Raw genomic sequence first — 26,098 nt, 5'->3', positions numbered from 1 at the left:
TTTGGCCCCCTGGCCCCTAGGACGTACTCATGGACACCAAACTGCTCGACATCCTGGCTTGCCCGATCACCAAGAGCCCGCTCAAGCTCAGCGCCGATAAAACGGAACTGATCAGCAGGAGCGCCGGGTTGGCCTACCCGATTCGCAACGGCATTCCCGTCATGCTCGAAACCGAAGCGCGCACCTTGACCGACGAGGAGCGCCTGGACAAATGAGCCTCGACTTCACCGTGGTCATCCCGGCCCGCTTGCGCTCCACCCGCTTGCCCGGCAAGCCTCTACTGAGCATCGCCGGCAAGCCGATGGTGCAGCACGTCTGGGAACAAGCCTGCAAAAGCGGCGCTGCGCGGGTGGTCATCGCGACCGACGACATCAGCATTTTGGACGCCTGCAAGGCATTCGGTGCCGAAGTGGTGATGACTCGCGCGGAACACGAATCGGGCACCGACCGTCTGGCCGAAGTGGCCGCATTGCTTGGGCTGGCCGCCGACGCCATCGTGGTCAATGTGCAAGGTGACGAGCCATTGATTCCACCGGTGATCATCGACCAAGTGGCCAACAACCTGGCGACGCACCCCGAGGCCGGCATCGCCACCCTGGCCGAAGCCATACATGAGCCGCAGTCTGTGTTCAATCCCAACGCGGTGAAAGTGGTCAGCGACAAAAACGGCTTGGCTCTGAGCTTCAGCCGAGCGCCGTTGCCATGGGCGCGTGACCTGTTCGCCAAGCGGCAGGACCAGTTGCCTGAGGGCGTGCCGTATCGCCGTCACATCGGCATGTACGCCTACCGTGTGGGCTTTCTGCAAGACTTCGTCACCTGGGGCCCATGCTGGCTGGAGCAGACCGAGGCGCTGGAGCAGTTGCGAGCTCTTTGGCACGGTGTGCGCATCCACGTGGCCGATGCGCTCGAGGCCCCTGCCGTAGGCGTCGATACCCTGGAAGACCTCGAGCGCGTTCGTCGCCTGCTGGAGCACTGATGCGCATTCTGTTCGTGTGTTTGGGCAACATCTGCCGCTCGCCGACTGCCGAAGGCGTACTGCGTCAGCATCTGCAGCATGCCGGACTTGCCGATCGAGTCGAGGTGGCTTCCGCTGGCACTGGCGACTGGCATGTAGGGCAGGGACCCGACCAGCGTACCTGCCGCGCCGCCTTGGCGCGCGGCTACGACCTGTCGCGCCAACGCGCCCAGCAAGTCACCCCAGCGCATTTCGCCGATTACGATCTGGTGCTGGCCATGGATTCGAACAACCTGCGCGACTTGCAAGCGTTACGTCCGAGCCATGCCAAGGGCGAGCTGGACCTGTTTCTGCGCCGCTATGGCGCAGGGGTCGACGACGTGCCCGATCCCTACCATGGCGGTGCCGAAGGCTTCGAGCAGGTACTCGACCTGATCGAAGACGCTTGCCAGGCCTTGCTGGTCGAAATCAAGGGGCGCCTATGACGGCGTCATGGCAAACGAACGTATCGCTCAAGCCTCTCAATACCTTCGGCATCGACGTCAAGGCCCGCTACCTGGTGCAGGCGCACGATGATGCCGATGTGTTGCAAGCGCTGACCCAGGCGGCAGAACGTGAGCTGGACGTGCTGGTGCTCGGCGGGGGCAGCAACTTGTTGCTGACCCAGGACGTCGATGCGTTGGTCCTGCACATGGCCAGTCGTGGACGGCGCATCGTCGCCGACGACGGCGAGCATGTGGTCGTCGAGGCCGAAGCGGGCGAACCCTGGCACCCCTTCGTGCAGTGGACCATCGCCCAAGGCTTGTGCGGCATGGAGAACCTCAGCTTGATCCCCGGCACCGTCGGTGCCGCGCCCATGCAGAACATCGGCGCCTATGGCGTCGAGATCAAGGACGTCTTCGCCGGCCTGACCGCGCTGGACCGGCAGTCCGGCGCCGTGCGCGAGTTCAGCCTGCAAGAATGCGCGTTCGCCTACCGTGCCAGCGTATTCAAGGCCAACCCAGGGCGTTGGCTGATTCTGCGCGTGCGCTTCGCGTTGACGCGTACCCTCGATCCGCACCTGGGCTATGGGCCTGTGCGTCAGCGCTTGCAGGAGCAAGGCGTGGAGCAGCCGACTGCCCAGGCCATCAGTGAGGCGATCTGTAGCATCCGTCGGGAAAAATTACCGGACCCTGCCGTCCTGGGCAACGCCGGTAGCTTCTTCAAAAATCCGGTGGTATCCAGTGCGTGCGCCGACCGAATTCGTGCCGCCTATCCCGATCTCGTGGCTTATCCGCAAGGCGAGGAGGGCGTGAAGCTGGCTGCGGGTTGGCTGATCGAACGGGCTGGCTGGAAGGGCTATCGCGAGGGCGATGCCGGTGTGCACCGCTTGCAGTCGTTGGTATTGGTCAATTACGGCCAGGCCAGTGGTACTCAACTGCACGCCCTGGCCAGCAAGATCCAGAGCGACATTCGCGCGCGTTTCGGCGTCGAATTGGAGATGGAGCCCAATCTCTACTGAGGGCTATCCCAAGCGCTTTATAGCAGCCATGAAAAAGCCCCGCCAGTTCGCACTGGCGGGGCTTTTTAGTCAGCCGATGAATCAGCCTTGGTGCGGTTTAGGCACGTCGGTCGATTCAGGGGCAAGCGCGGTGTGGCGGGTGGCGGCATCCGCAGCAGCCTGGGCTGCGGCGGCGGCAGCTTCGGCCTCACGCTTGCGACGGCGAACTTCACGCGGGTCGTTCGGCGCGCGACCGTTCGACAGCATGACCGTCGCAGGCTCGACTGCGACCGGCTCGCTTGCAGGCGCTTGCGCGGCGGCAGGGTCGACGACCACGGGCTCGGTTTGCGCAGGCTGCTCGGAAGGTTCGCGGCTTTCGGCCACGGGCTCGGCTTCTACGGCCACCGGTGGCAACTGCGTTTCGACCGCTGCTTCGGCAGGCTTGGCAGCTTCGCTTTCGGCTGCGGCAGGCGCTTGCACCGGGGTGACCAGATCGATGATCTCGACCGTCGGCTGAACCACGACCGGTTGCTCGGCCTGTGCGGCCGGCGCTGCCGACTGCTTGGCTTCGCCGTCTTGGGCGGCAGGTGTGGCAGGCTCGTGCGCAGGCACGACTTCCACCACAGGGGCGATGCCAGGGTTCACTTCCAGTACCGGCTCGGCCGACTGTTCGACGCTAGGCGCGATGGCAGCGGTTTCGGTTTCGATAGCGATCTTGCTGGGAGCTACCTGGTCCTGGGGCGCCTGCACACGGGTTTCGCTCACGGCATCGGTAGCACGCTCGGCCTGCTGTTGTGCCTGGGCTTCGGCGTTGGCGCTGATGTTGCTGCTGGCGACGGCGGCGGTCACGGCAAGCCCTGCAGCCAGCTCGGCGGCCGTGGCTGGGGTTGCAGCTGGCGCTTCGGCTACAGCGGGCGCTTCGACTTGCTCGGACGATGGCTCGTCGTTGCCTTCTTCTTCGCCTTCGATCAACTCGCCGTTGCCGTTACGCTGACGCTCGCGACGATTGCTGCGACGGCGTTGACCGCGCGAACGGCGACGTGGACGCTCCTCGTCGTTGCCTTCCTGCTCGGCTTGAGCGTCTTCGTTCGAAGCCTGCTCGTCAGCGTTATCGGCAGACTGCTCGGTCACCCGAGGTTCGCGTTCTTCATGCGGCGCGCGCGATTGCTGCTCTTCGAGCGCAGCAGGGGCTTGCGGTTCGAGGCTGGTTTGCGCTGGGGCGGTCTCGACAGCCTGTGCATCGACCGGCTCTACAGGGGCGCGTTCTTCACGAGGAACATGCTCTTCACGAGCGGCACGCTCTTCGCGTGGAGTGCGCTCTTCACGAGGTGCGCGTTCTTCGCGTCGAGCACGCTCTTCACGAGGTGCGCGCTCTTCGCGTGGAGCACGCTCTTCACGAGGTGCGCGCTCTTCGCGTGGAGTACGCTCTTCACGAGGCGCACGTTCTTCGCGAGGCGTACGTTCTTCGCGTGGAGCACGCTCTTCACGAGGTGCGCGTTCTTCGCGTGGGGCGCGTTCTTCGCGAGGCGCACGTTCTTCACGCTCTACAGGTGCGGCGTCCAATGGCTCGCGCAGCTCGCGGACCGGGCGCTCTTCACGATTACCGCGGCGATCTTCGCGCGGCTGACGTGCGGCACGTTCTTCGCGCGGTGCGCGTTCTTCACGAGGGGCGCGCTCTTCGCGCGACTGGCGCTCGCCACGCTCTTCACGGGGCTTGCGCTCCTCGTCACGACGGCCACCGCGGTTGCGGCTCTGTTGACGGCCATTGCGGCGCTCTTCGTTGCGCTGCGGGCGCTCGCTGGCTGGCTTCTCGGGCGCGGCGACCGGCGTCGGTGCAGGCTCCTCCTTGCCGGCGAACAGGCTGACCAAAGATTTCACCAGGCCCTTGAACAGGCTTGGCTCTGGCGCGCTCTGCACGGGAGCTGCCGGCGCTGCGGTAGCGGCGGGCTGTGCTTCCGGCGTGCTTGGCACGGGCGCGCTGGTACGCGGCGGTGCGGTCTTGACCGCTGCTTCCTGGCGTACCAGGGTGCGCGTGGCGGTTTGCGGCTGGACTTCTTCGGTTTCGGTGGTGGCGATTTCGTAGCTGGACAGGTTGTTCAGCACTTCCGGGTTGTCGTCACGCAGGCGCTGCACTTCGAAGTGCGGCGTTTCCAGGTGGTCGTTCGGCAGGATGATGATGCGGGCGCGAGTACGCAGTTCGATCTTGGTGATCGAGTTACGCTTCTCGTTGAGCAGGAATGCGGCGACCGGAATCGGCACTTGCGCGCGCACTTCGGCGGTGCGGTCCTTCAGCGCTTCTTCTTCGATCAGGCGCAGGATCGCCAGCGACAGCGACTCGACGTCACGGATGATGCCGGTGCCCGAGCAGCGAGGGCAGACGATGCCGCTGCTTTCGCCCAACGAAGGGCGCAGACGCTGACGGGACATTTCCAGCAGGCCGAAACGCGAGATGCGACCCACTTGCACACGGGCGCGATCGGCTTCCAGGCACTCGCGCACACGTTCTTCGACGGCGCGCTGGTTCTTCGCCGGGGTCATGTCGATGAAGTCGATGACGATCAGGCCGCCGATGTCACGCAGGCGCAACTGACGGGAGATCTCTTCCGCAGCTTCCAGGTTGGTCTGCAGCGCGGTTTCTTCGATGTCGCTGCCTTTGGTGGCGCGCGCCGAGTTGATGTCGATCGAGACCAGGGCTTCGGTGGGGTCGATGACGATCGAGCCACCCGATGGCAGTTCGACCACGCGCTGGAAGGCGGTTTCGATCTGGCTTTCGATCTGGAAACGGTTGAACAGCGGCACGCTGTCTTCGTACAGCTTGACCTTGCTGGCGTACTGCGGCATCACCTGGCGGATGAAGGTCAGGGCTTCTTCCTGGGCTTCGATGCTGTCGATCAGCACTTCGCCGATGTCCTGGCGCAGGTAGTCGCGGATGGCGCGGATGATGACGTTGCTTTCCTGGTAGATCAGGAACGGCGCCTTGCGGTCGAGCGAAGCTTCCTTGACGGCAGTCCACAGTTGCAGCAAGTAGTCCAGGTCCCACTGCATTTCTTCGCTGCTGCGGCCAAGGCCTGCGGTGCGCACGATCAGGCCCATGTCGGCGGGGATGGTCAGGCCGTTGAGCGCTTCACGCAGCTCGTTGCGCTCTTCGCCTTCGATGCGGCGCGAGATGCCGCCAGCGCGGGGGTTGTTGGGCATCAGCACCAGGTAACGCCCGGCCAGACTGATGAAGGTGGTGAGGGCTGCGCCTTTGTTGCCGCGCTCTTCCTTCTCGACCTGGACGATGACTTCCTGGCCTTCGCTCAGCACTTCCTTGATGTTGACGCGGCCTTCGGGGGTCTTCTTGAAGTACTCGCGGGAAATTTCCTTCAACGGCAGGAAGCCGTGACGTTCGGAGCCGAAGTCGACGAAGGCGGCTTCGAGGCTGGGCTCGATGCGGGTGATGCGGCCTTTGTAGATGTTGGCCTTTTTCTGCTCGCGGGCACCGGACTCGATGTCCAGGTCATAGAGGCGCTGGCCATCTACCAGTGCTACACGCAACTCTTCGGGTTGAGTCGCGTTGATCAGCATTCTTTTCATGTTGTACCGTCGGTTTCCGGGCTGCCGGAAACGGCGTTCGGCACACACGACTTTCCATGGTCGGTGCCTGGGTGCGCAAAGGGTAGCGGGCTACCCCCGTGTCTAGCGACATTCGACACCAGCCGGTTGCCCAGCCTGCCGTGGTCGCGACGACGCGTCCTGATTGCTGTGGTGCCACGTGGCCTGCGGTCTGCGGATCAACCTTGCAGGTCGGGCGTGGGCGATAAGTGCTTGCGTGTCGGTCAGGCTGCGTTGAAGTCAGGCCCGGCATGCCCGTTGTCGCCGGCATGGTCCGCGTTCTGCGCCTGTATCACCTCACCTGACCGTCGCTGGGCGACGTCTCGAACAAACCCTGTGCACTCAGTCAGGAGGAGGAATCAGTCGCCGGCCGTGGACGCCAACCTGGCATCTACACAGTCCGGCGGCTATGCATCTCCACCCTGCACGTATCCCTTGAAAACTCGGGTGCTGCCGCGCGCTGAATCCGCAACGGGTTGCATTTTTCGCCAGCTTCGCTAGAAAGCTGACGCCATTTCATGTCTGAGGCAGGTATTTCCGAGACCCTCGCCGGGCGATGCAGGGAAGCGACGCGGAGGGCAGAGGGGGAGTGATGCGAAAAGAATCGGGAAGCAGGCATGATGCCGCGCTCGTCGTTTATTTTCAGTCTTCTCTACACAGCGCTGAGTGGCGATTCCAGGCAGTTCGTACAACTGGCGAAAGCCCCGTAGGACGGCCTCGCGTCCTCGAGAATTGCGAAGATTGGGGCTGCCGTACGGCTACGTACTGCATATCTACCGCCAATCTGCCGCTTATGGCGACGCTCGCGACTATATCAGCAATGATTAAGTGCTTCAAATCCATCAAATTGTTATGATCGCGCCATGACAACCAATACCCCCCCGACTTCCGGCGTCCAGCTGATCGAAGTTCCGCCGGAGCTTGCCGGCCAACGCATCGACAATTTCCTCATCACCGCCCTCAAAGGCGTGCCCAAGACCTTGGTCTACCGCATCGTGCGCAAGGGCGAAGTGCGTGTGAACAAAGGCCGAATCAAGCCCGAATACAAGCTTCAGGCCGGCGACATCGTGCGCGTTCCGCCGGTGCGCCTGCCCGAGCGTGACGCGCCGGCGCCGGTAGCCCAGGGCCTGTTGCAGCGGCTTGAGGCAGCCATCGTCTACGAAGACAAGGCGCTGATCGTCATGAACAAGCCGGCGGGCATCGCCGTGCACGGCGGCAGCGGCCTGAGCTTCGGCGTGATCGAAGCGCTGCGTCAATTGCGTCCCGATGCCAAGGAGCTGGAGCTGGTGCACCGCCTGGACCGCGATACGTCCGGCCTGCTGATGATCGCCAAGAAACGCAGCATGCTGCGCCACCTTCACGCCGCGTTGCGCGGCGACGGCGTCGACAAGCGTTACATGGCGCTGGTGCGTGGCCACTGGCCGACCTCCAAGAAGCAGGTCAACGCGCCGCTGCTCAAAAGCAACCTGCGTTCGGGCGAGCGTATGGTCGAGGTCAACGAAGAGGGCAAGGATGCGCTGACGATGTTCCGCGTACTGCGCCGTTTCGGCGAGTTCGCCACGATCGTCGAAGCGCGGCCAATCACCGGGCGCACTCACCAGATCCGTGTGCACACCTTGCATGCCGGGCACATGATTGCCGGCGACAGCAAATACGGCGACGAAGACTTCAGTCGGGAGATCCGCGACCTGGGCGGCAAGCGCCTGTTCCTGCATGCCTATGCGCTGACCGTACCGCTGCCCGACGGTGGCGAGCTCAAGCTCGAAGCGCCGGTCGACGACGTCTGGTCGCAGACCGTGGAGCGTCTCAGTGCGCCGTGACTATGACCTGCTGATCTTCGACTGGGACGGCACGCTGGCCGACTCGATCGGGCGCATCGTGCAATCAATGGCCGAGGCCGCCGATCGGGCGGGTGAGCCGCGCAGCGATGACGCAGCGGTAAAGGGCATCATCGGCCTGGCGCTGGACGAGGCGATCAGTACCTTGTATCCCCACCTGGATGTCGTACAGGTGTCACGCTTTCGCCAGCACTATGCTGACGTCTACATCGCCCTTGACCAGCAGCCTTCGCCATTGTTCGACGGCGTGGTGGAGTCGCTCGACGCCTTTCGCGCCGAGGGCTATCGCATGGCGGTGGCGACCGGCAAGGCGCGCCGCGGCCTGGATCGCGTGCTGCTGGCCAATGGCTGGGGGGATTACTTCGACATCACCCGTGCTGCGGACGAGACTCGCGGCAAGCCGCACCCGTTGATGTTGGAGCAGATCCTGAGCCATTGCGCCGTGCCTGCCGAGCGCGCGCTGATGGTAGGTGACTCGGCTTTCGATTTGCAGATGGCCAGCAACGCCGGCATGCACTCGGTAGCGGTCGGCTATGGCGCTATGTCGTTGCAGGCGCTGGCCGAGTTCGGCCCGCAGGTGTGCATCAGTCATTTTTCCCAATTGCGCGAGTGGCTGGCCGGCCAGCACCGCTGACGCTCAAGGTAGGTAGGCATGCCCGATCTTTGGAAATCTCCTGAGTCGCAAGGCGACGAGGACCGCAAAAGCTGGAAGCTTCTGGAGAAGACCCTGCTCGCCAGTGTGCAGGAACAGCGGCGCGCGCGACGCTGGGGCATCTTCTTCAAGCTTCTGACTTTCGCCTACCTGTTCGGCCTGCTGGCGCTGTTCACGCCGCTGCTGGATTTCGACGGCGCCTCCAAGCGCAGTGCCAGCCATACCGCGCTGGTGGAGCTGCAAGGCGTGATCGCCGATCGGGAGCCGGCCAGTGCCGACAATCTGGTCAAAGGCCTGCGCGAGGCGTTCGAGGATGCCAATACCAAAGCCGTGGTGCTGCGTATCAACAGCCCAGGCGGCAGCCCAGTGCAGTCGGGCTATGTATACGACGAAATCCGCCGACTGCGCGGCGAGCATCCTGACATCAAGCTATATGCGGTGATCGCCGATCTGGGCGCCTCCGGGGCGTACTACATTGCCAGTGCGGCCGATGAGATCTATGCCGACAAGGCTAGCCTGGTCGGCTCGATCGGCGTTACCGCGGCGGGCTATGGTTTCGTCGGCACCATGGAAAAGCTGGGCGTCGAGCGGCGGCTGTATACCTCAGGCGAGCACAAGGCCTTTCTCGATCCGTTCTCGCCGCAAAAGCCGGACGAGACGGCCTTCTGGCAAGGCGTGCTGAGCACCACGCACCAGCAGTTCATCGCCATGGTCAAGCAAGGTCGGGGTGATCGGCTCAAGGACAAGGAGCATCCCGAGCTGTTCAGCGGCCTGGTCTGGACCGGCGAGCAGGCCAAGGCGCTGGGCCTGGTGGATGGCCTGGGCAGTGCCGGCTATGTGGCGCGCGAGGTGGTAGGCGAGAAGGAGTTGGTCGACTTTACCGTGCAGGAGTCGCCGTTCGACCGCTTCTCCAAGCGCATCGGCACCAGCATGGCCGAGCGCCTGGCGCTGTGGATGGGCTTGCAAGGGCCGACCTTGCGCTGAGGGTAGAAAAGGCTTCATGAGCGGGGCGCGTCGTCATCACGGCGCGTCCCGTTTCGTATTCAGGGAAGGCGTACCTGTTCAGCCAGCAGCATGTCCACCAGGCGAATCAGCGGCAGGCCGATCAAGCTCGTCGGATCGTCCCCCTGCATGCGTTGAAACAGGCTGATGCCCAGGCCTTCGGCTTTGAAGCTGCCAGCGCAATCGAGCGGACGCTCGGCTTCGACATAGCGCTCGATACGTGCGCGATCCAGGGTGCGGAAGATGACCGTGAAAGCGATGCAGTCGACCTGGCAGTGGCCGGTCGCCGTGTTTAGCAGGGCCAGGCCTGTGAGAAAGGTGACCGAGCGGCCGCTGGCTGCGAGCAACTGCTCGCAGGCGCGTTCGACGGTGTGGGGCTTGCCCAGAATCTGCTCGCCCAGCACTGCGACCTGGTCGGAGCCGATGATCAGGTGGTCCGGATGGCTGTCGGCCAAGGCGCGCGCTTTGGCCTGGGCCAGTCGCTGGACCAGCGCGGCGGCTGGCTCCTGATCGAGGCGGCGCTCGTCCAGGTCGGGGCTCGCGCAGGTGAACGGCAGGCGCAGGCGTTGCAGCAGTTCGCGGCGATAGGGCGAGCTGGAAGCCAGTAATAAAGGAAGCATGGTGGTCTCCGAAGCGGGTGGCCGATCCTAACATACGACATGCCGCCTAATTTCCTTTGACAGGAGTAGGGGGCGTCCCTAGAATGCTGCGCCTATGTTGAATGACCCGATTCCACCTCACGTTGACCCGCGCAAATTGGCCGATCGCGGCGTAACCCTTCAAGGTTCGCTGCCACTCGCTGATTTGGAAAGACTCTGCGACCCGCTTTCCGACGATGTCGGTACGGTGCAGGCGAAGTTCGATTTTGAACGAGACGAACAGCACACGGTGGTTGTCCACACCGCGCTGGATGTCGAAGTCAAGATGGTTTGCCAGCGTTGTCTTGAGCTGGTCACCCTGCCGATCCATAGCGAATGTACCTACGCCGTGGTGAAGGAGGGTGCGAATACCCAGTCGTTGCCGAAAGGCTATGACGTGCTGGAACTGGGCGAAGATCCTTTGGATCTGCAGGCGCTGATCGAAGAAGAGCTGTTGCTCGCTCTGCCAATCGTGCCTGCTCATCATCCGGAAGAATGCCAGCAGCCGGCCGGTGCAGATGAGCCCGAGCCGGGCAAGGACGAGGTATCGCGGTCCAACCCGTTCAGTGTTTTGGCGCAGTTAAAGCGTGACCCAAACGTTTAGGAGTTAATCAATTATGGCTGTTCAGCAGAACAAAAAATCCCGCTCTGCCCGTGACATGCGCCGTTCGCACGACGCCCTGTCGGAAAACGCGCTGTCGGTAGACAAGAGCACCGGCGAAGTTCACCTGCGCCACCACGTTTCGCCAGAAGGCGTATACCGTGGCCGCAAAGTGATCGACAAGGGCGCTGACGAGTAAATCTTGTCCGCTCCGATCGTCGCGATCGATACGATGGGCGGGGACTTTGGTCCCCGTCTCATTGTTCAGGCGAGCATCGCCTGTCTCAAAGCTACGCCCTCGCTGCACCTGGCCCTCGTCGGCCAACCTTCCCTCATCGAATCGCTTGTCAGTGGTCTGCCTGCTGCCGAACGCGCGCGCCTGCAAATCGTCGCAGCCAGCGAAGCGGTCGGTATGGACGAGCGGCCCAGCCAGGCGTTACGGGGTAAGCCGGATTCCTCGATGCGCGTAGCGTTGGAGCTGGTGCGCGACGGCAAGGCCCAGGCGTGCGTCAGTGCCGGCAATACGGGTGCCCTGATGGCGTTGTCGCGGTTTGTCTTGAAGACGCTGCCAGGCATCGACCGTCCAGCCATGGTGGCGGCCATCCCCACGCGCGGCGGCTTCTGCCAGTTGCTGGATTTGGGCGCCAACGTCGATTGCACCGCACAGCAGCTCTACCAGTTCGCCGTGATGGGCTCGGTAGCGGCGCAGGCGTTGGGTATCGAGCAGCCACGTGTCGGCTTGCTCAACTGTGGTACCGAGGACATCAAGGGCAACCAGCAGGTCAGGCAAGCCGCAGCATTGCTCGGCGAGGCCGGCAACCTCAACTACGTGGGGTTCGTGGAGGGTGATGGGCTGTACCGCGGCGAAGCGGACGTCGTGGTGTGCGACGGGTTCGTCGGCAATGCCGTGCTCAAATCCAGCGAAGGCTTGGTCGGCATGATTGCCGAGCGTCTGCAGGCATTGTTCCGCCAGGGGCTGCTGGCACGCCTGGCAGGCCTGCTGGCCTTGCCATTGCTCAAGCGCCTAAGGGCGGACCTCGCGCCCGCTCGGCACAACGGCGCGAGCCTGTTGGGGTTGCAAGGCATCGTGATCAAAAGCCACGGTTCGACCGGCGTACAGGGCTTTCAAAGCGCGATCGAGCGAGCGTTGGTCGAAATTCATGTGAATCTGCCGCAACGTCTGTCGGGTCTTCTCGAAAGGCATTTGCCTTAGGCAATGACATCGCTGAATGATTAAATGTGACCGCTTGGTCGACCTCTACATCCAAGTTTTCAGACTGATTGTCAGGCCAAGCGCCTGATCATGTACACCGATCACTTCTTCATAAGGGCCTGTTCCATGTCTGCAACCCTCGCATTCGTCTTTCCAGGGCAAGGTTCCCAGTCGCTGGGCATGCTCGCCGAACTCGGTGCGCAGCATCCCTGCATCGTCGAAACCTTCAGGGAGGCCTCGGCCGCGCTGGGCTACGACCTGTGGGAACTGATTCAGGAAGGCCCCGAAGAGCAGTTGGCGCAAACCGACAAGACTCAGCCCGCCATCCTTGCCGCGTCAGTCGCGCTGTGGCGTCTGTGGCAAGAACAGTGCGATGTCCGTCCTGCGTTCGTCGCCGGCCACAGCCTGGGCGAGTACAGCGCCCTGGTCGTGGCTGGCTGCTTGACCCTGGCCGATGCCGTACGTTTGGTTGAGCGCCGTGGGCAGCTCATGCAGGACGCCGTGCCCGCGGGGCAGGGCGGTATGGCGGCGATTCTCGGCCTGGACGACGCGAAGGTGATCGAGCTATGTGCCCAGGCCGCCGAAGGTCAGGTCGTCAGCGCGGTCAACTTCAACTCTCCAGGGCAAGTGGTCATTGCGGGCGACAAGGCCGCAGTGGATCGCGCCATCGAGCTGTGCAAGGCCGCCGGCGCCAAGCGTGCGCTGCCGCTGGCGGTCAGCGTGCCGTCGCACTGTGCGTTGATGAAGCCTGCCGCCGAGCGTTTCGCCGAAGCGGTAAACGCCATCGACTGGCAGGCTCCGGCAATTCCCCTGGTGCAGAATGTCAGCGCAGCCATTCCTCGCGACCTCGACACCCTCAAGCAAGACCTGCTGGCCCAGCTTTATCAGCCCGTGCGTTGGGTCGAATGCGTGCAGACGCTGGCCGCGCAAGGTGCGGTCAACCTGGTGGAGTGCGGCCCGGGCAAGGTCCTGGCCGGCTTGAACAAACGGTGCGCCGATGGCGTGACCACCTACAACCTCAATACCCCTGAAGCCTTCGCCGCAACCCGCGCGGCGTTGGCCTGATCTAGGAGAAGCTTGCATGAGCCTGCAAGGTAAAGTCGCCCTCGTCACCGGTGCCAGCCGTGGCATCGGTCAAGCCATCGCGCTCGAATTGGGCCGCCAGGGCGCCACTGTGATCGGTACGGCCACGTCCGAATCGGGTGCTCAGCGCATCGCCGAGACCCTCAAGGAGCACGGCGTTGCCGGCACCGGCATGGCGCTCAACGTCACCAGTGACGAGTCCGTAGCTTCCGTGTTGGCCGCCATCGGCGAGCAGTTCGGTGCGCCGACCATCCTGGTCAACAACGCCGGCATCACGCGTGACAACCTGATGCTGCGCATGAAAGACGACGAGTGGTTCGACGTTATCGATACCAACCTCAACAGCCTTTACCGTCTGTCCAAGGGCGTGCTGCGTGGCATGACCAAGGCCAAATGGGGCCGTATCATCAGCATCGGCTCGGTGGTCGGGGCCATGGGTAATGCCGGCCAGGTCAACTACGCCGCTGCCAAGGCGGGCCTCGAAGGCTTCAGTCGCGCCCTGGCGCGTGAAGTCGGCTCGCGCAACATCACGGTCAATTCGGTGACGCCAGGTTTCATCGATACCGACATGACGCGTGAATTGCCAGAAGCGCAACGCGAATCCCTGCAGACCCAGATTCCTCTGGGCCGCTTGGGCCAAGCACAGGAAATCGCCAATGTGGTGTCGTTCCTGGCGTCCGAAGGCGCCGCCTACGTTACGGGTGCTACCGTGCCTGTGAACGGCGGGATGTACATGTAACCAGCAACTCAATGTGATGGATTGCGCAGAAAAATAGCCAGACTGCGACCTTAAAATCCGTTATAAAGCTGCATCCAGATTCCAGGCAGCGGGTCGGGTGACCATGAGGTGACGCATTAAGCTTGAAAAGCAGGCGTCTTTCTATAAAATTACTCACCGGTCAGCTGCCTGACATATGTCCATTAGGAGTGAAAACAAGGTATGAGCACCATCGAAGAACGCGTCAAGAAAATCGTTGCCGAGCAACTGGGCGTTAAAGAAGAAGATGTGACCAACGAGAAGTCTTTCGTCGACGACCTGGGTGCCGATTCGCTTGACACCGTTGAGCTGGTGATGGCTCTGGAAGAGGAATTCGAAACCGAGATTCCTGACGAAGAAGCTGAAAAAATCACTACCGTACAATCTGCCATCGACTACATCAATAATCACCAGGCTGCTTAAGCCGTTTGTAGTCGACGCTTCTTGTCGAGAAAAACCGCACTGCCGTCACTGGCGTGCGGTTTTTTCTTTGCGAGAACAGTAGTTATTTCAAAAGGAGAGTTCTGTGTCGCGTAGACGCGTCGTGGTCACCGGTATGGGGATGCTGTCGCCACTGGGCACCGATGTGCCGAGCACATGGCAGGGTATTCTGGCCGGCCGCAGTGGTATCGGTCCGATCGAGCATACGGATCTGTCTGCCTACTCCACCCGTTTTGGCGGTTCGGTCAAGGGCTTCGAAGTCGAGCAGTACTTGTCGCCCAAAGAAGCGCGTAAGCTCGACCTGTTCATCCAATATGGTCTTGCGGCCGGTTTTCAGGCGGTGCGCAATGCCGGGCTGGACATCACCGACGACAACCGCGAGCGCATCGGCGTGGCGATGGGCTCGGGCATCGGCGGCCTGACCAACATCGAAGACACCAGCCGGACCTTGCACGAACAAGGCCCGCGGCGGATTTCGCCGTTCTTCGTCCCCGGTTCGATCATCAACATGATCTCGGGCTTTCTGTCCATCCATCTGGGACTGCAAGGCCCTAACTACGCCGTTTCCACAGCCTGCACCACGGGCACGCATTGCATCGGCATGGCTGCGCGCAACATCGCCTATGGCGAAGCCGACGTGATGATCGCCGGTGGCGCCGAAATGGCGGCGTGTGGCTTGGGTATGGGCGGCTTCGGTGCCTCGCGTGCCTTGTCCACGCGCAACGATGAACCGACTCGGGCGAGCCGGCCGTGGGACAAAGGACGCGACGGTTTCGTCCTGTCCGACGGTGCCGGTGCGCTGGTGCTCGAAGAGCTCAGCCATGCCCAGGCGCGCGGTGCGACCATCTATGCCGAGCTGGTCGGCTTCGGCATGAGCGGCGATGCTTTCCACATGACTTCTCCACCCGAAGACGGGGAGGGCGCTGCGCGCTGCATGGCCAATGCCTTGCGCGATGCCGGTATAGAGCCGCATGAAGTCAGCTACATCAATGCCCATGGCACGTCGACACCTGCCGGCGACCTCGCCGAAGTGTCGGCGATCAAGCGGGTATTCGGCGAGCATGCCTATAGCGTCGCAGTCAGCTCGACCAAGTCGATGACCGGCCACCTGCTGGGCGCTGCTGGGGCTGTGGAAGCGATTTTCAGCGTACTGGCGATCAACAGCCAGATGGCACCGCCCACCATCAACCTGGACGAGCCGGACGAAGGTTGCGACCTGGACTTCGTGCCGCACCAGGCGCGTAGCATGCCGATCGACGTGGTGCTGTCCAACTCCTTCGGCTTTGGCGGCACCAACGGCTCGCTGGTGTTCCGCAGGTTCCCTGGCTGATGCACAGTTGGATCGACGGTCAGCCGGCGACTGCAGTGAACCTGCAGAATCGGGGTTTGGCCTACGGCGATGGTCTGTTCGAGACCATCGCCGTGCGAGGGGGGCGGCCGAGTTTGCTCGACGCACACCTCGCGCGGCTGGCGCAGGGCTGCCAGCGCCTGCTCATTCCCGCCGACATCGCGCTGATACGCGAAGAAATCCTGCGTTATGCCAGCGCACTCGGCGAGGGTGTGGCCAAGCTGATCCTCACGCGCGGCGATAGCCAGCGTGGCTATGCCAGCGCGCCGGCCGCCGAACCGCATCGTCTGCTGCAAGGCGCCCCTTTGCCGAACTATCCCGAGGCCCATGCCGAGGCCGGCGTACGGCTGTACCCCTGCCGCACGCGCCTGGCCGAGCAACCTTTGTTGGCGGGCCTCAAGCACCTCAATCGTCTGGAGCAGGTGCTGGCCCGTGCGGAGTGGCAGGACGCCGAGCACGCCGAAGGCTTGATGCGCGACATGCAGGGTCGGGTCGTCGAGGGTGTGTACAGCAACCTGTTCGTGGTCAGCCATGGTCGGCTGCTGACCGCCGACCTGTCCCGCTGCGGTGTGGCAGGCGTGATGCGCGGTGCCTTGCTCGAGCATGCGACGGCCCAGGGCATCGACGTGCAGGTCGGCGAGGTCACGATGCCAGGGCTGGAACAGGCTGACGAAGTATTCGTCTGCAACAGCGTGTATGGCGTGTGGCCGGTGCGTGCTCTGGATACGCTGAACTGGTCGCCAGGCCCGCTCACCCGTAAACTGCAGGCCTTTGCCCGTACGCTACTGGAAGCCTGATTCGTGAGACGTAAAATCCTCCTGCTCCTGGAAATAGGCCTGGTTCTAGCCGGCCTGACGTTTGGCTGGGCGGCCTGGAAGGTCCAGTCGGTGGTTGACCAGCCGCTCCGGTTGAGCGAAGAACGTATGCTCGAAGTCCCCACCGGCACCACGCCCAACCGCATGTTCTACCGCATGCAGAGCGAAGGGCTGCTCGATGAAGCCCTGTGGCTACGTTTGTACTGGCGTTTCAACATGGCCGACACCGCCCTGCACACCGGCGAATACCGGCTGACGCCGGGCATGACCATGGGCGAATTGTTCGGCGCCTGGCGCCGGGGCGATGTGGTGCAGTACACGCTCACCTTGGTCGAAGGCTGGAACTTCCGTCAGGTGCGTTCGGCATTGGCTCGCCATGACACCCTCGAGCATACCCTCGAGGGTCTGAGCGACACTGAAGTGATGGAAAAACTCGGCCATTCCGGCGTGTTTCCCGAGGGGCGCTTCTTCCCTGACACCTATCGGTTCGTGCGCGGCATGACCGACGTCGAATTGTTGCAGCAGGCTTACCAGCGTCTGGACGAGGTGCTGGCCAAGGAGTGGGCGGAGCGCGCCACCGGCCTGCCTTACCGTGATCCATACCAGGCCCTGATCATGGCGTCGCTGGTGGAAAAGGAAACCGGTATCCCGCAAGAGCGCAGGCAGATCGCTGGCGTGTTCATCCGCCGTCTGCGCCTGGGCATGATGTTGCAGACCGACCCTACGGTCATCTATGGCATGGGCGAGCGCTACAACGGGCGCATCACCCGTGCCGACCTGCGCGAGCCTACTCCCTACAACACCTACACCATGACCGGGTTGCCACCCACGCCGATCGCCATGGTCGGGCGTGAGGCGATTCATGCCGCGCTCAACCCGGCCGACGGCAGCAGCCTGTATTTCGTGGCGCGCGGCGATGGCAGCCACGTGTTCTCCGACGATTTGGAAGATCATAATTCCGCTGTACGCGAATTCCAGATCAAGCGGCGTGCCGACTATCGCTCCAGCCCTGCGGCGCCGAGTACCTCTACGCCGGAGCCCGCTCAGAGCGTACCTGCCGACTCAGCACCTGCTGCGTCCCAAGAAAGCATTCCCCCTGGCGTCGGCACCGAGCCCGACACCGTTGCACCGGCTGCGCCTGCGCAGACGCCGGCGCCCGACACTACTCGTTAAGGACTGCCCGTGAGCGGCTTGTTTATTACTCTTGAAGGGCCGGAAGGCGCTGGCAAGACCACCAATCGTGAATACCTGGCCACACGCTTGCGTGAACAGGGTGTGGAGGTGGTGCTGAGTCGCGAGCCAGGCGGTACGCCGCTGGCGGAGCGTATTCGCGAACTGCTGCTCGAACCCGGCAACGAGGCCATGGCCACCGATACCGAACTGTTGTTGATGTTCGCTGCCCGCGCCCAGCACTTGGCGCAAGTGATCCAGCCCGCGCTGACGCGCGGCGCGGTGGTGATCTGCGATCGGTTCACCGATGCTACCTACGCCTATCAGGGTGGCGGGCGCGGGTTGCCCGTATCGCGCATCGCCGTTCTGGAAGACTTCGTGCAGGGCGCCTTGCGCCCGGACATGACCCTGATCTTCGACCTGCCGGTACAAGTGGGTCTGGCGCGTGCCGCAGCCCGCGGCAGGCTGGACCGCTTCGAGCAGGAAGGCCGCGACTTCTTCGAAGCGGTGCGCCGCACCTACCTTGAACGCGCTGGCACGGCTCCCGAGCGCTACCGTCTGATCGACGCTGCACAGCCCCTGGAAAGCGTGCAGCGTCAGCTCGATGGGCTGTTGCCCGACATTCTGGATCGGTGCCGTGGCTGAAGCCTTCCCTTGGCAGACCTCGTTGTGGCAGCAAATGGCGGGCCGTGACCGGCATGCCCATGCCTATCTGTTGCATGGCCCGCAGGGCATCGGCAAGCGCGCGCTGGCCGAGCGGTTGATGGCGCTGCTGCTATGCCAGCGGCCGCAGGCGGGAGACGCCTGTGGGCAGTGCAAGTCATGCCTGCTGTTGCAGGCCGGCACGCACCCCGACCACTTCGTCTTGCAGCCTGAGGAAGCCGACAAGCCGATCAAGGTCGACCAGGTCCGCGAGCTGGTGGCGTTCGTCGTGCAGACCGCGCAACTGGGCGGGCGCAAAGTGGTGGTCATCGAACCGGCCGAGGCGATGAACCTCAATGCCGCGAACGCGCTGCTCAAAAGCCTGGAAGAGCCCTCGGGCGATACTGTGCTGGTGTTGGTCAGCCACCAGCCGAGCCGATTGCTGGCGACCGTCAAGAGCCGCTGCCAGCAGATCGCCTGCCCGCTGCCCGATCAGGCCCAGAGCCAGGCGTATCTGGCCACGGCACTGCCCGAGGCCGATGCCCAGGAGCGTGAAGAACTACTGGCCCTGGCCTGTGGATCGGCACTGTTGGCCGTTACCTTGCAGGAGCAGGGCGTGCGCGAGCAGCGCGCGCTGGTGGTCGAGGGGGTGAAGAAGCTGCTCAAGCAGCAGAAGTCGCCTAGCCAACTGGCTGAAGCCTGGAACGGCGTGCCGTTGCTGCGCCTGTTCGATTGGTTCTGCGACTGGTCGCATCTGGTACTGCGCTATCAGCTGACCCAGGACGAACAAGGCTTGGGCATGGCCGACATGCGCAAGGTCGTCCAGTACCTGGCACAGAAAAGCCGCCAATCCACCGTGCTCGACCTGCAAGTGTGGGTGCTGGAGCAGCGGCAAAAAGTGCTCGGCAAAGCCAACCTCAACCGCGCTTTGTTGCTCGAGGCCTTGCTGGCCCGCTTCGCGCAACTGCCCGCTTCGCGCTGAATCCCCATTTTCCGACGGATACCTGTTTTTCTATGCTCGTAGATTCGCATTGCCACCTCGATCGACTTGACCTCAGCAGCCACCAAGGTTCGCTAGATACCGCGTTGCAAGCGGCGCGCGATCGGGGGGTAGGGCACTTCCTGTGCATCGGCGTCAGTGCCGACAACGCCGGTGCGGTCAAGGCGCTCAGCGAGCAGTACGCCGACGTCGATTGCGCCGTGGGCATCCATCCCCTCGATGTGACGCCAGGCCAAGCTCCGGCCCTCGACTGGTTGCTGGGCGAGCTGGCCCATCCGCATGTCGTCGCGATTGGCGAAACCGGCTTGGACTATCACTACGAACCCGAGGCTGCCGAAGTGCAACAAGCCTCGTTCCGCTTGCATCTGCAAGCTTCGCAGCAGACAGGCAAGCCGGTTGTGGTGCACACCCGTGCCGCCCGCGCCGACACCTTGGACCTGCTGCGCGAATTCAGCTTGCCGCAGGCCGGCGTTCTGCACTGCTTCACCGAAGACTGGGCGATGGCCAAGGCGGCACTGGATTTGGGCTACTACATATCGCTCTCGGGTATCGTCACTTTCCGCAATGCCGACGCCCTGCGCGACGTCGCACGGCAGGTGCCTGCCGATCGCTTGCTGGTGGAAACCGACTCGCCCTATCTCGCACCGATCCCCCACCGTGGCAAGCCCAACCTGCCGCAATACGTACGTGAGGTGGCGGAGTTCGTCGCCTCGGTGCGCGGCGAAAGCTATGAGGGCTTGGCCGAACAGACCACCGAGAACTTCAAACGGTTGTTCCCGCTGGCGCGGGTGGCTTGACGGCCCTGCCAGCCAGGCAAAAAAAACCCGGGTCCGGGGGGGCGGAGTCCGGGTCAAGACCATTAGGAGTAGAACAAAAGGCGCTCGGTCCATGGCGCCTGTGCCGACGCATGGCCAGGGGGGTGCCAGGCGTCGGCCTTTATCAGTATTGGTCAGGATTGGCACAGTGCCAGTCAAGGTGATCACTTTTTAAACAGATGGGCGATGTGCCGCCGAACGGTCGGCCCAGGCCTTGGCAAGAAGGGCCAGCTTCGCGGGTTGCTCCAGGTCATCGCCCACTGGCGTCGATTTCGATGTTCCGTGCAATTTGCTGACGGTTAGGCATAATAATCCGCTTCGTTTTTCAGCCAGTCCTCCCCATGCAGAAAGAATCTCGTAAGGTCCGTGAGTTTCGCCGCCGCGAGCAGGAAATCCTCGATACCTCCCTCAAGCTGTTTCTTGAGCAAGGCGAAGACAGCGTTACCGTCGAGCTGATCGCTGACACCGTCGGCATCGGCAAAGGCACGATCTACAAGCATTTCAAGTCCAAGGCCGAGATCTACCTGCGGCTGATGCTCGACTACGAGGGTGACCTCAACCGGTTGTTGCATTCCGACGACGTCGACCGCGATCGGGAAGCCTTGTCGCGCGCCTATTTCGAATTCCGCATGCGCGACCCTCAACGTTACCGCCTGTTCGACCGGCTCGAAGAGAAGGTCGTCAAAGGCAACCAAGTGCCGGAGATGGTCGAGGAGCTGCACCGCATCCGCGCTTCGAACTTCGAACGCCTGACCTTGCTCATCAAAGGCCGCATCAGCGAGGGCAAGCTTGAAGACGTCCCACCGTACTTCCATTATTGCGCCGCCTGGGCGTTGGTCCATGGTGCGGTGGCTCTGTACCATTCGCCGTTCTGGAGCAATGTGCTGGAAGATCAGGAAGGGTTCTTCCAGTTTTTGATGGACATCGGCGTGCGCATGGGCAACAAGCGCAAGCGCGATCCGGAACCGCTGGCCTGATCCTGCGCACCGTTCGCACACCTGGCGCAAAAGCTGCATTGCACCCTTGAACGCCGGGTTTTCGACGCCGGCAGGGAGAGGAAGGATGCGGAGTCTGGTTTCGCTGCTGGCGTTTTGTGCGTTGAGCGGCTGCATGAACGTGAGCGACATGGGCGAGGGGGTGCGCTATCACATGAGTGACGCCGGCTTGCTCGATCACAGTGATACCCGGCGTACCTTGTCGATCCGCCTTCAGCCCGATTCCTACATCCTGATCGGCCAGGGCGCCTTCGTGCCGCCCGGTAAAGGGCCGCAACCCCGGCAGAACGTGGTGGCTGAAGAGGCTTTCAAAGCCTTCGTCGAATATTTCCCCCTGGTGCGCCGCGCCGACGGACCGCTGGGCCTGGAAGAGGCGCTGGCGCAGGCGCGTTCGCTGGGCGCGCATTACGTGCTTTACACCCGCTACGCGCGCACCGATGACCGTATCGGCAATGGCGACCAATGGTACGACGAACAGGCGGTCGACCGGCTGGGCTGGGATTCGGGCGTGGTGCAGATGATGCTCATCGAGACCAGCACCCGTTACCTGATCGATACCGTGCGCATCAAAAGCCGTGGCGGATTGTTGACGCTGCACGACAATAAACCCGAAGATTTGCTCGGTGCCCCCATGCGCGAGTACGCTCGAAGCCTTCTGGGCATGAGTCGCTGAGGGTGTGATGACCGAGTCGGACAAGGCGGGTGAATTGCTGGCACAGATTCCCAAAGGACAGGCGCGTGCGCCTGTGCACCTGTGGAATCCGGATTTCTGCGGCGACATCGACATGCGCATCGCCCGCGATGGCACTTGGTACTACCTGGGTACGCCCATTGGGCGCAAACCTATGGTGCGCTTGTTCTCATCGATCCTGCGCCGCGAGGGCAACGACTACTTTCTGGTCACACCGGTCGAGAAGGTTGGCATTCGCGTCGACGATGCGCCCTTCGTGGCGGTGCTGCTCGAGGTGACAGGGCAGGGCGAGCAACAGGTGCTGCGCTTCACCACCCAGGTCGACGAGCAGGTCGAAGCAGGGCCGGAGCATCCGATAGAGGTGAAGGTCGATGCCCATTCGGCCGAGCCATCGCCCTACTTGCGCGTGCACGACAACCTGCATGCGCTGATCAATCGCAATGTCTTCTATCAGATGGTGGAGCTGGCCGTACCCAAGACCATCGATGGTCGGCAATGGCTGGGCGTATGGAGTTCAGGGACGTTCTATCCGATTGGCGAGACCGAGTGAGCCGACGCTCGCGACTCATGGGTCGACCATAAAAAAACCTCCAGTGCGTGCGCATCTGGAGGTTTTTTGTTTGGCTCCGCGACCTGGACTCGAACCAGGGACCCAATGATTAACAGTCATTTGCTCTACCGACTGAGCTATCGCGGAATGTATGCGTATGTTACTGATTGCAAAGGGGAAGTCAACCTTCCCCTTTGCGTTTTTAGCGTCACAGCACTTCCACGATGACCTTGGTCACGACGTGGATGTTCGACTGATTGAGCGCCGCGACGCAGATGCGCCCGGTGTCCAGCGCATAGATGCCGAACTGCTCTTTCAAGCGCGCCACCTGCTCGGCGCTCAGGCCCGAGTAGGAGAACATGCCACGCTGGCGGCCGACGAAGCTGAAATCGCGCTGCGCGCCGTAGTGGGCCAGCAATTCGACCATCTGCTTGCGCATGCCGTGGATGCGCTGGCGCATCTCACCCAGTTCGGTCTCCCACATCTGCCGCAGTTCAGGGCTGTTGAGCACTGCCGCGACCACGCTGGCGCCGTGGGTCGGTGGGTTGGAGTAGGTGGTGCGAATCACCCGCTTGACCTGCGACAGCACGCGCGTGGCCTCATCCTTCGAGCCCGTGACGATCGACAGCGCGCCGACACGCTCGCCATACAGCGAGAAGGACTTGGAGAACGAACTGGACACGAAGAAGTCCAGGCCGGATTCGGCGAACAGGCGCACGGCGAAAGCGTCTTCGTCGATGCCGTCGCCAAACCCTTGATAAGCCATGTCGAGGAAGGGCACATGACCCTTGGCCTTGACCACGTCCAACACGTTTTTCCAGTCGTCCAGGCTCAGGTCGACGCCGGTTGGGTTATGGCAGCAGGCGTGCAGCACGATGACCGAACCCGACGGCAGTCGTTCGAGGTCTTCGAGCATGCCGGTGCGGTTGACGTCGTGGCTGGCAGCGTCGTAGTAGCGGTAGTTCTGCACCGGGAAACCTGCGGTTTCGAACAACGCACGGTGGTTTTCCCAGCTTGGATCGCTGATCGCCACGACGGCGCCGGGGCTCAGGCGCTTGAGGAAGTCGGCACCGATCTTCAAGGCGCCCGTGCCGCCCACCGCCTGCACGGTGACGACCCGGCCGGCGGCCAGCAAAGGCGACTCGGCGCCGAACAACAGCTTCTGTACCGCCTGGTCGTAGCTGGCGATGCCGTCGATGGGCAGGTAGCCACGCGAGAGCTGCTGCTCGGTGCGCTGACGCTCGGCTTCGATCACGGCACGCAGCAGCGGAATTCGACCGGCTTCGTCGGAATAAACGCCTACACCCAAGTTGACCTTATCGGTGCGGGGGTCGGCGTTGAATGCTTCGTTGAGGCCCAGAATGGGATCGCGGGGTGCCAGCTCGACAGCGGAAAACAGGCTCATTTTACCTTGGCTCTGATTGAAGGATGGGAGCACGCGCACCCTTCAGCCCACATGCACTGAAGCGGTGCACAAACGGGGAGTCAGTATAGTGATGACCTTGCTGCACTGCGACAGTCTGGCGCAGGTTTTCCAGCTTTTGACGCGATTTTTTTCCAACCATTGATCGGTTGGCCCGGTCCACTGCATAGCGACCGGTCGGGTGGCTGGGGAAAGGGTTCTCCAGCCTGCCCGAATGGGTATAAACTACTGGTTAAATTTACAGGTGGCAGAGGTTTCTCATGTCCGAGTTCCAGCTCGTTACCCGCTTCGAGCCCGCTGGCGACCAGCCCGAAGCCATCCGCCAGATGGTCGAAGGCATCGACGCCGGGCTTGCGCATCAGACCTTGCTCGGCGTCACCGGCTCCGGTAAGACCTTCAGCATTGCCAACGTCATCGCCCAGGTGAAACGCCCTACGCTGATCCTGGCGCCCAACAAAACCCTGGCGGCGCAGCTGTACGGGGAGTTCAAAGCGTTCTTCCCCAACAACGCGGTCGAATATTTCGTTTCCTATTACGACTACTACCAGCCCGAAGCCTATGTGCCGTCGTCCGACACCTTCATCGAGAAGGATGCCTCGATCAACGACCACATCGAGCAGATGCGCCTGTCGGCCACCAAGGCCCTGCTCGAACGGCGCGATGCCATCATCGTCACCACGGTATCGTGCATCTACGGTCTAGGCAGCCCGGACACCTACCTGAAGATGGTGCTGCACATCGACCGCGGCGACAAGCTCGACCAGCGCGCGCTGCTGCGCCGTCTCGCTGACCTGCAATACACGCGCAATGAGATCGACTTCGCTCGCGCCACGTTCAGGGTGCGCGGCGATGTAATCGACGTATTCCCGGCCGAGTCGGACCTCGAAGCCATCCGCATCGAGCTGTTCGACGACGAAGTGGAGAACATCGCCGCTTTCGATCCGTTGACCGGTGAAGTGATCCGCAAGCTGCCGCGTTTCACCTTCTACCCCAAGACCCACTACGTCACCCCGCGTGGCACTCTGCTGGAGGCAATCGAGGGCATCAAGGTCGAGCTCAAGGACCGGCTCGAATACCTGCATAAGCAGAACAAGCTGGTCGAAGCCCAGCGTCTCGAGCAGCGGACCCGCTTCGACCTGGAGATGATGCTGGAGCTGGGCTATTGCAACGGCATCGAGAACTACTCCCGCTACCTGTCCGGGCGCCCTTCGGGCGCTGCGCCGCCCACCTTGTACGACTACCTGCCCGCTGATGCGCTGTTGGTGATCGACGAGTCGCACGTCAGCGTGCCTCAGGTCGGCGCGATGTACAAAGGCGACCGCTCGCGCAAGGAAACCCTGGTGGAGTATGGCTTCCGCCTGCCATCGGCGTTGGACAACCGGCCTATGCGTTTCGACGAGTGGGAAGCCATTACGCCGCAGACCATCTTCGTCTCGGCCACGCCCGGGCCTTACGAAACCGAACACGCCGGGCGCGTCGTGGAGCAGGTGGTGCGCCCCACCGGGCTGGTCGATCCACCCGTGGAAGTGCGTTCGGCGCTGACCCAGGTCGACGACTTGTTGTCGGAGATCCGTAAGCGCGTGGAGATTGGCGAACGGGTACTCGCCACTACGCTTACCAAGCGCATGTCCGAAGACCTGACCGACTACCTGGCCGACCACGGCGTCAAAGTGCGTTACCTTCACTCGGACATCGACACCGTGGAACGGGTCGAGATCATCCGCGATCTGCGCCTGGGTACCTTCGACGTGCTGGTGGGGATCAATCTGCTGCGCGAAGGTCTAGACATGCCGGAGGTGTCGCTGGTGGCGATCCTCGATGCGGACAAAGAGGGCTTCCTGCGCTCCGATCGCTCGCTGATCCAGACCATTGGTCGTGCAGCGCGCAACCTCAATGGCCGCGCCATTCTGTACGGCGACCAGATCACCGGTTCCATGCGCCGGGCCATCGATGAAACCGAGCGGCGGCGCGAGAAGCAGATGGCGTTCAACGAAGCGCACGGCATCGTGCCCAAGGGCGTGGTCAAGGACATCACCGATATCCTCGAAGGCGCCACCGTGCCTGGTGCGCGTAGCAAGAAGCGCAAGGGTGCGGCGAAGGCGGCGGAAGAGAGCGCACGGGCCGAGGCCGAGCTCAAGACCCCGGCCGACATAACCAAGCGCATCAAGCAGCTCGAGGAGCGCATGTTCCAGGCTGCACGAGACCTGGAGTTCGAGACCGCGGCGCAGCTGCGTGACGAAGTGGGCAAGCTGCGCGATCGGTTGATCACCACGTGATGGACTGAAGGGCAGGGCGGGTCGTGCCACGCCGGTCCGCCCTGTACCCTTCAGATCCGCTCAAGGTTTGGGTCATTCACGACCCGAAGCTGCCATGGCTGGAGCAGCATGCCTGCTCC

At 62.7% G+C, this 26,098-nt stretch carries 26 protein-coding genes and 1 tRNA gene; 23 read left to right on the top strand and 4 right to left on the bottom strand.

Annotated features, from left to right (window positions below; translation table 11 throughout):
* The first annotated feature begins 29 nt into the window (after positions 1-29).
* Genes ACSMEV_RS17275 through murB form a run of 4 tightly spaced genes read left to right on the top strand, consistent with a single transcriptional unit; the run spans position 30 to position 2,456 of the window.
* Complete coding sequence (locus ACSMEV_RS17275; RefSeq protein WP_459206230.1) at positions 30-215, top strand: Trm112 family protein; 186 nt, start codon at positions 30-32, stop codon at positions 213-215.
* A complete protein-coding gene (kdsB, locus tag ACSMEV_RS17270) occupies positions 212-976 on the top strand; it encodes a 3-deoxy-manno-octulosonate cytidylyltransferase (RefSeq protein ID WP_459206229.1) in 765 nt (254 codons plus the stop codon). The genes ACSMEV_RS17275 and kdsB overlap by 4 nt, the downstream gene beginning before the upstream one ends.
* Positions 976-1,440, top strand: a complete 465-nt coding sequence (locus tag ACSMEV_RS17265) for a low molecular weight protein-tyrosine-phosphatase (protein WP_459206228.1) — start codon at positions 976-978, stop codon at positions 1,438-1,440. The genes kdsB and ACSMEV_RS17265 overlap by 1 nt, the downstream gene beginning before the upstream one ends.
* Complete coding sequence (gene murB / locus ACSMEV_RS17260) at positions 1,437-2,456, top strand: UDP-N-acetylmuramate dehydrogenase (RefSeq protein ID WP_459206227.1); 1,020 nt, start codon at positions 1,437-1,439, stop codon at positions 2,454-2,456. Before ACSMEV_RS17265 ends, murB begins: the two co-directional genes overlap by 4 nt.
* Before the next feature lie 81 nt (positions 2,457-2,537).
* Here the strand turns inward: murB and rne are convergent, their stop codons facing one another.
* Positions 2,538-6,011: a ribonuclease E gene (rne, locus tag ACSMEV_RS17255; protein WP_459206226.1), complete on the bottom strand. Its 3,474-nt coding sequence runs from the start codon at positions 6,009-6,011 to the stop codon at positions 2,538-2,540.
* 881 nt (positions 6,012-6,892) lie between these two features.
* Between rne and rluC the strand changes: the two genes are divergently transcribed.
* From rluC to ACSMEV_RS17240, 3 genes are read left to right on the top strand one after another with little or no spacing between them, the layout of a single operon-like run.
* Positions 6,893-7,849, top strand: a complete 957-nt coding sequence (rluC, locus tag ACSMEV_RS17250) for a 23S rRNA pseudouridine(955/2504/2580) synthase RluC (RefSeq protein ID WP_459206225.1) — start codon at positions 6,893-6,895, stop codon at positions 7,847-7,849.
* Complete coding sequence (locus ACSMEV_RS17245; RefSeq protein WP_459206224.1) at positions 7,839-8,501, top strand: HAD family hydrolase; 663 nt, start codon at positions 7,839-7,841, stop codon at positions 8,499-8,501. Before rluC ends, ACSMEV_RS17245 begins: the two co-directional genes overlap by 11 nt.
* An 18-nt stretch (positions 8,502-8,519) precedes the next feature.
* Positions 8,520-9,503, top strand: coding sequence for a S49 family peptidase (locus tag ACSMEV_RS17240; RefSeq protein WP_459206223.1), 984 nt, complete (start codon positions 8,520-8,522; stop codon positions 9,501-9,503).
* 59 nt (positions 9,504-9,562) lie between these two features.
* On the opposite strand, the gene ACSMEV_RS17235 is transcribed toward ACSMEV_RS17240, so the two are convergent.
* Positions 9,563-10,141 carry a Maf family protein gene (locus ACSMEV_RS17235; RefSeq protein WP_459206222.1) on the bottom strand — a complete coding sequence of 193 codons (579 nt, stop codon included), beginning with the start codon at positions 10,139-10,141 and terminating at the stop codon, positions 9,563-9,565.
* A gap of 94 nt (positions 10,142-10,235) precedes the next feature.
* Here ACSMEV_RS17235 and ACSMEV_RS17230 point away from each other — a divergent pair, with 94 nt between their 5' ends.
* The 15 genes from ACSMEV_RS17230 to ACSMEV_RS17160 all read left to right on the top strand — a co-directional run bounded on the left by ACSMEV_RS17230 (position 10,236) and on the right by ACSMEV_RS17160 (position 22,280).
* A complete protein-coding gene (locus ACSMEV_RS17230) occupies positions 10,236-10,763 on the top strand; it encodes a YceD family protein (protein ID WP_459206221.1) in 528 nt (175 codons plus the stop codon).
* 13 nt (positions 10,764-10,776) lie between these two features.
* Complete coding sequence (rpmF, locus tag ACSMEV_RS17225; RefSeq protein WP_085675542.1) at positions 10,777-10,959, top strand: 50S ribosomal protein L32; 183 nt, start codon at positions 10,777-10,779, stop codon at positions 10,957-10,959.
* A gap of 3 nt (positions 10,960-10,962) precedes the next feature.
* The gene (gene plsX / locus ACSMEV_RS17220; protein ID WP_459206220.1) at positions 10,963-11,973 is read left to right on the top strand and encodes a phosphate acyltransferase PlsX; all 1,011 of its coding nucleotides are present in this window, start codon (positions 10,963-10,965) and stop codon (positions 11,971-11,973) included.
* A gap of 126 nt (positions 11,974-12,099) precedes the next feature.
* Entirely contained in the window at positions 12,100-13,038 is a 939-nt protein-coding gene (fabD, locus tag ACSMEV_RS17215) for an ACP S-malonyltransferase (RefSeq protein WP_459206219.1), read from the top strand.
* A gap of 16 nt (positions 13,039-13,054) precedes the next feature.
* Positions 13,055-13,795 carry a 3-oxoacyl-ACP reductase FabG gene (fabG, locus tag ACSMEV_RS17210; protein WP_459206218.1) on the top strand — a complete coding sequence of 247 codons (741 nt, stop codon included), beginning with the start codon at positions 13,055-13,057 and terminating at the stop codon, positions 13,793-13,795.
* A gap of 201 nt (positions 13,796-13,996) precedes the next feature.
* A complete protein-coding gene (acpP, locus tag ACSMEV_RS17205; RefSeq protein ID WP_459206217.1) occupies positions 13,997-14,236 on the top strand; it encodes an acyl carrier protein in 240 nt (79 codons plus the stop codon).
* Positions 14,237-14,339: 103 nt separating this feature from the next.
* A complete protein-coding gene (gene fabF / locus ACSMEV_RS17200) occupies positions 14,340-15,584 on the top strand; it encodes a beta-ketoacyl-ACP synthase II (RefSeq protein WP_459206216.1) in 1,245 nt (414 codons plus the stop codon).
* On the top strand, positions 15,584-16,399 hold the full coding sequence (pabC, locus tag ACSMEV_RS17195) for an aminodeoxychorismate lyase (protein WP_459206215.1): 816 nt from the start codon (positions 15,584-15,586) through the stop codon (positions 16,397-16,399). Before fabF ends, pabC begins: the two co-directional genes overlap by 1 nt.
* Positions 16,400-16,402: 3 nt before the next feature.
* Positions 16,403-17,590, top strand: a complete 1,188-nt coding sequence (gene mltG, locus ACSMEV_RS17190) for an endolytic transglycosylase MltG (RefSeq protein ID WP_459206214.1) — start codon at positions 16,403-16,405, stop codon at positions 17,588-17,590.
* 9 nt (positions 17,591-17,599) lie between these two features.
* Positions 17,600-18,232 carry a dTMP kinase gene (gene tmk / locus ACSMEV_RS17185; RefSeq protein WP_459206213.1) on the top strand — a complete coding sequence of 211 codons (633 nt, stop codon included), beginning with the start codon at positions 17,600-17,602 and terminating at the stop codon, positions 18,230-18,232.
* On the top strand, positions 18,225-19,211 hold the full coding sequence (locus ACSMEV_RS17180) for a DNA polymerase III subunit delta' (RefSeq protein ID WP_459206212.1): 987 nt from the start codon (positions 18,225-18,227) through the stop codon (positions 19,209-19,211). The genes tmk and ACSMEV_RS17180 overlap by 8 nt, the downstream gene beginning before the upstream one ends.
* Before the next feature lie 32 nt (positions 19,212-19,243).
* The gene (locus tag ACSMEV_RS17175) at positions 19,244-20,026 is read left to right on the top strand and encodes a TatD family hydrolase (RefSeq protein ID WP_459206211.1); all 783 of its coding nucleotides are present in this window, start codon (positions 19,244-19,246) and stop codon (positions 20,024-20,026) included.
* 359 nt (positions 20,027-20,385) lie between these two features.
* Positions 20,386-21,021, top strand: a complete 636-nt coding sequence (locus ACSMEV_RS17170) for a TetR/AcrR family transcriptional regulator (RefSeq protein WP_459206210.1) — start codon at positions 20,386-20,388, stop codon at positions 21,019-21,021.
* Between the two features lie 85 nt (positions 21,022-21,106).
* Complete coding sequence (locus ACSMEV_RS17165; RefSeq protein WP_459206209.1) at positions 21,107-21,712, top strand: DUF4823 domain-containing protein; 606 nt, start codon at positions 21,107-21,109, stop codon at positions 21,710-21,712.
* Positions 21,713-21,719: 7 nt separating this feature from the next.
* Positions 21,720-22,280, top strand: coding sequence for a DUF1285 domain-containing protein (locus ACSMEV_RS17160; protein WP_459206208.1), 561 nt, complete (start codon positions 21,720-21,722; stop codon positions 22,278-22,280).
* Between the two features lie 71 nt (positions 22,281-22,351).
* Here ACSMEV_RS17160 and ACSMEV_RS17155 read toward each other — a convergent pair.
* Both ACSMEV_RS17155 and ACSMEV_RS17150 read right to left on the bottom strand, forming a co-directional pair.
* Positions 22,352-22,427: transfer RNA gene (locus tag ACSMEV_RS17155), tRNA-Asn, on the bottom strand.
* A gap of 61 nt (positions 22,428-22,488) precedes the next feature.
* Positions 22,489-23,685 carry an amino acid aminotransferase gene (locus tag ACSMEV_RS17150; protein WP_459206207.1) on the bottom strand — a complete coding sequence of 399 codons (1,197 nt, stop codon included), beginning with the start codon at positions 23,683-23,685 and terminating at the stop codon, positions 22,489-22,491.
* A 278-nt stretch (positions 23,686-23,963) separates the two neighbouring features.
* Here ACSMEV_RS17150 and uvrB point away from each other — a divergent pair, with 278 nt between their 5' ends.
* Positions 23,964-25,979 carry an excinuclease ABC subunit UvrB gene (gene uvrB, locus ACSMEV_RS17145; RefSeq protein ID WP_459206206.1) on the top strand — a complete coding sequence of 672 codons (2,016 nt, stop codon included), beginning with the start codon at positions 23,964-23,966 and terminating at the stop codon, positions 25,977-25,979.
* The last annotated feature ends 119 nt before the right edge of the window (positions 25,980-26,098 follow it).

Source organism: Pseudomonas sp. MLB6B (assembly GCF_054508135.1).
This window is presented reverse-complemented; position numbering and strand designations above follow the sequence as displayed.

Coding starts and splice junctions, on each gene's coding strand:
- ACSMEV_RS17170 (WP_459206210.1), top strand. CDS start 20,386: ATGCAGAAAGAATCTCGTAAGGTCCGTGAGTTTCGCCGCCGCGAGCAG.
- ACSMEV_RS17150 (WP_459206207.1), bottom strand. CDS start 23,685: ATGAGCCTGTTTTCCGCTGTCGAGCTGGCACCCCGCGATCCCATTCTG.
- rpmF (WP_085675542.1), top strand. CDS start 10,777: ATGGCTGTTCAGCAGAACAAAAAATCCCGCTCTGCCCGTGACATGCGC.
- ACSMEV_RS17230 (WP_459206221.1), top strand. CDS start 10,236: ATGTTGAATGACCCGATTCCACCTCACGTTGACCCGCGCAAATTGGCC.
- ACSMEV_RS17160 (WP_459206208.1), top strand. CDS start 21,720: ATGACCGAGTCGGACAAGGCGGGTGAATTGCTGGCACAGATTCCCAAA.
- ACSMEV_RS17265 (WP_459206228.1), top strand. CDS start 976: ATGCGCATTCTGTTCGTGTGTTTGGGCAACATCTGCCGCTCGCCGACT.
- murB (WP_459206227.1), top strand. CDS start 1,437: ATGACGGCGTCATGGCAAACGAACGTATCGCTCAAGCCTCTCAATACC.
- rne (WP_459206226.1), bottom strand. CDS start 6,011: ATGAAAAGAATGCTGATCAACGCGACTCAACCCGAAGAGTTGCGTGTA.
- ACSMEV_RS17235 (WP_459206222.1), bottom strand. CDS start 10,141: ATGCTTCCTTTATTACTGGCTTCCAGCTCGCCCTATCGCCGCGAACTG.
- uvrB (WP_459206206.1), top strand. CDS start 23,964: ATGTCCGAGTTCCAGCTCGTTACCCGCTTCGAGCCCGCTGGCGACCAG.
- acpP (WP_459206217.1), top strand. CDS start 13,997: ATGAGCACCATCGAAGAACGCGTCAAGAAAATCGTTGCCGAGCAACTG.
- ACSMEV_RS17240 (WP_459206223.1), top strand. CDS start 8,520: ATGCCCGATCTTTGGAAATCTCCTGAGTCGCAAGGCGACGAGGACCGC.
- ACSMEV_RS17275 (WP_459206230.1), top strand. CDS start 30: ATGGACACCAAACTGCTCGACATCCTGGCTTGCCCGATCACCAAGAGC.
- kdsB (WP_459206229.1), top strand. CDS start 212: ATGAGCCTCGACTTCACCGTGGTCATCCCGGCCCGCTTGCGCTCCACC.
- ACSMEV_RS17165 (WP_459206209.1), top strand. CDS start 21,107: ATGCGGAGTCTGGTTTCGCTGCTGGCGTTTTGTGCGTTGAGCGGCTGC.
- rluC (WP_459206225.1), top strand. CDS start 6,893: ATGACAACCAATACCCCCCCGACTTCCGGCGTCCAGCTGATCGAAGTT.
- fabG (WP_459206218.1), top strand. CDS start 13,055: ATGAGCCTGCAAGGTAAAGTCGCCCTCGTCACCGGTGCCAGCCGTGGC.
- pabC (WP_459206215.1), top strand. CDS start 15,584: ATGCACAGTTGGATCGACGGTCAGCCGGCGACTGCAGTGAACCTGCAG.
- ACSMEV_RS17175 (WP_459206211.1), top strand. CDS start 19,244: ATGCTCGTAGATTCGCATTGCCACCTCGATCGACTTGACCTCAGCAGC.
- fabD (WP_459206219.1), top strand. CDS start 12,100: ATGTCTGCAACCCTCGCATTCGTCTTTCCAGGGCAAGGTTCCCAGTCG.